The sequence below is a fragment of the Aminobacter sp. P4_H6_2 genome, assembly GCF_056400805.1.
The window spans coordinates 1-1,672 of record NZ_JBFUKO010000890.1 but is presented as its reverse complement, the minus strand read 5'-3'; the positions used below and the strand labels follow the sequence as shown (position 1 = coordinate 1,672).

3 protein-coding genes are annotated in these 1,672 nt (G+C 61.5%); all 3 read right to left on the bottom strand.

Annotation, left to right across the window (positions count from 1 at the left end; genetic code table 11):
* On the bottom strand, positions 1-556 hold a 556-nt coding region (locus AC1DUU_RS31385), incomplete at its 3' end, for a MurR/RpiR family transcriptional regulator (RefSeq protein ID WP_476787204.1).
* Positions 557-611: 55 nt separating this feature from the next.
* Complete coding sequence (locus AC1DUU_RS31380) at positions 612-1,457, bottom strand: inositol monophosphatase family protein (RefSeq protein ID WP_476787205.1); 846 nt, start codon at positions 1,455-1,457, stop codon at positions 612-614.
* Between the two features lies 1 nt (position 1,458).
* A partial coding sequence (locus AC1DUU_RS31375) for a TOBE domain-containing protein (RefSeq protein ID WP_476787203.1) occupies positions 1,459-1,672 on the bottom strand: 214 nt, incomplete at its 5' end.

Sequence of the window (1,672 nt, the reverse complement as noted above, 5' to 3'; positions counted from 1 at the left end):
CCCCTGAGAAGGACAAAGCCATGACCGTATCCTCTTGCCTCAGAGCCATCGCCGAAAACATCTGAAGTGCCGGGTCGGAGTAAGCGACACTGGCAATACCGAGATGGGCCAGCCTGTGCTGCGCCTCTCCTGCAAGAAATCCTGAGCCGCCGTGGCCGTAAAGCTCCACGCGCCGAGACTTCAGCAGGATGTCGACCGCCTTCGACACCGCGGCGCTGTCGATATCGCGAGCGAGGTCGTTGATCGAAGCGATGGCGCGATTGCAGTTATCGAGGATGCTTGCCGCGACCGGATCATCGGTGGCCCCCAGCAGGGCCTGGTCATCCTGCCTGATCAACGCCACGGCCTGCGCGAACTTGAGGCGGAAGTCTGAATAGCCGTCAAACCCCAGACGCCGGCACAAGCGGATGATGGAAGGTTCGCTGACGCCGGAAAAGCGTGCGGCGTCTGCCAGGGACCAGCCAATTGTGGCCTGCGGATTGCCGAGAATTGTCTCGGCGGCACGCCGTTCGGCCGGCGTCATCTCGTTGAGAGATGCTCTGATGTGGGCCAGCATGGCGGTCCCCCTGTTTTCGACGCCTAAGATCGCCTGCTGCACTTAGCGCTCTGGCTCAAGAAACTGAAGCCCACCCACTCAGGACTGCCGAATTCCGTACATCGTAGCCCGGTGTCGTGACAACCAACTTGCCCACACCCTCCAGGCTACGCAGTGGATCGACCATGAGCTTGTCATCCCCCTTAAACCAGCACAACACCTGCCCGCCCGACGCGGCGACAAGCTGCAGGCCAGCTGCGATATCCCATGGATGGCAGCCCTCATCATAGTTGATGGCGGCGCGCCCAATGGCGACATATGCTAGTTGCAAGGCAGCCGAGCCGAGCCGGCGCACGGCACGGAAATTCAACACGAGATCACCGAAGCGCTCAAGTTCCGCCGGGCTCGGCCGACTGCCCTCGCGTGGCAGATTGGTCAACAGTTCAGCTTCCCTGTCGCTCCTGGCACGTACCGCAGGTTTTACGGCATCGCCATTGAGCAGCAGCTGGCCCGAGTGGGTCGTGAACATTTCGTCCTGCATGGGGTCATAGACCACACCGGCGATTGGCCGACCGTCAGCAGCAAAAGCCGCGATCGACACGCAAAAGAAAGGCAGTCCAGAAGCAAAATTGCTGGTGCCGTCGATGGGGTCCACATACCAGATCACCCTGCCCTCGCCCTGCCAGCCGCTTTCCTCGCCAAGGATGCGCGAGTCCGGCACACGATCGCGGATCACACGCCAGATCAACTGCTCGGACTGCCTGTCGACGATAGTGACGATATCGGAATAGCCGTGCTTCTGCTCGATGCCCAGGACCGCTCCCTGCGCCGCCTCAAGGAACGACGTGCGAATGAGCGCTCCGGCCTCCCGGGCGGCGACTTCCGCGACCTGGGCTAAGAATGCGTCCGTTAATGGCGTCATTTCACGCACTCGTCTTTGCGGCCAGCGGCCAGGGTACTGACGAGCCAAGGTCGATCTGCAGCCCCGAACCAACGGGGTGCACGCCGTGCATATGGTGGCGGTAATCGACTACGGTGCAAGCCTGACCATCGATGGCAACCTGATACTCGGTGTAAGCGCCTTGATAGACGACGCGCTGGACCACCGCCGAAACTGGGCCATCCCCGGAGATCAGC

Excerpts from the sequence above, each read along its gene's own strand:
- AC1DUU_RS31380 (WP_476787205.1), bottom strand. The coding sequence starts at position 1,457 with ATGACGCCATTAACGGACGCATTCTTAGCCCAGGTCGCGGAAGTCGCC.